The sequence below is a fragment of the Sporosarcina luteola genome (assembly GCF_023715535.1).
In the GTDB taxonomy this organism is placed as follows: domain Bacteria; phylum Bacillota; class Bacilli; order Bacillales_A; family Planococcaceae; genus Sporosarcina; species Sporosarcina luteola_B.
Genome location: NZ_JAMBOI010000038.1, coordinates 1 through 522 on the forward strand (window position 1 = coordinate 1; position 522 = coordinate 522).

The 522-nt window shown below is 35.6% G+C and carries 1 protein-coding gene; it reads right to left on the reverse strand.

Annotated elements, in window-relative coordinates; translation table 11 throughout:
- Positions 1 to 297: GNAT family N-acetyltransferase (locus M3191_RS18190; RefSeq protein ID WP_251701728.1), on the reverse strand; the 297-nt coding region annotated here is incomplete at its 3' end.
- Positions 298 to 522 lie beyond the last annotated feature (225 nt).

Genomic DNA, 522 nt, shown 5'->3' on the forward strand with positions numbered 1-522 from the left:
AAATTCTTTTTCACCAATATCGATAATACATTCAGCATTTCTATTTTTTGAATCGATATTTATTAGAGACGTTACACCAATTGCCGTATTCCCTTCACTCTCCTCAATGATATAGCTCTTAGAAGACTTTGAATTAAGAATAATATTTTCCACAAAAAGTCTCGTTTCATCAAGAGAATATAAATCTAATGATGTGCTTGTTGTTTTCATTACAGCTAAATCATTTCTCCAAGAATGATACTTTACGATGTCACTTACCATCATTTTTCGAAACTGAAGCCTTTTTGAACTTAACAATTATGATCATCTCCTTAATTTCATTTTTACTAAACTGCCTCGTTAGTTGAATAAGACAAAGGTGCGGTCAAAGCTCGACGACCTTTAAGTAAAGCACCCGTTCGTATTATAAGGTCAGCCAGATATTTCTGGTTGACCATTTTTTATATGGTTTTATGATTACTGTAGCCGGGGTAGGACGTAAGCACCCGTGGGTGATAGAACCCGTCAGCTAAACCGTCCGCC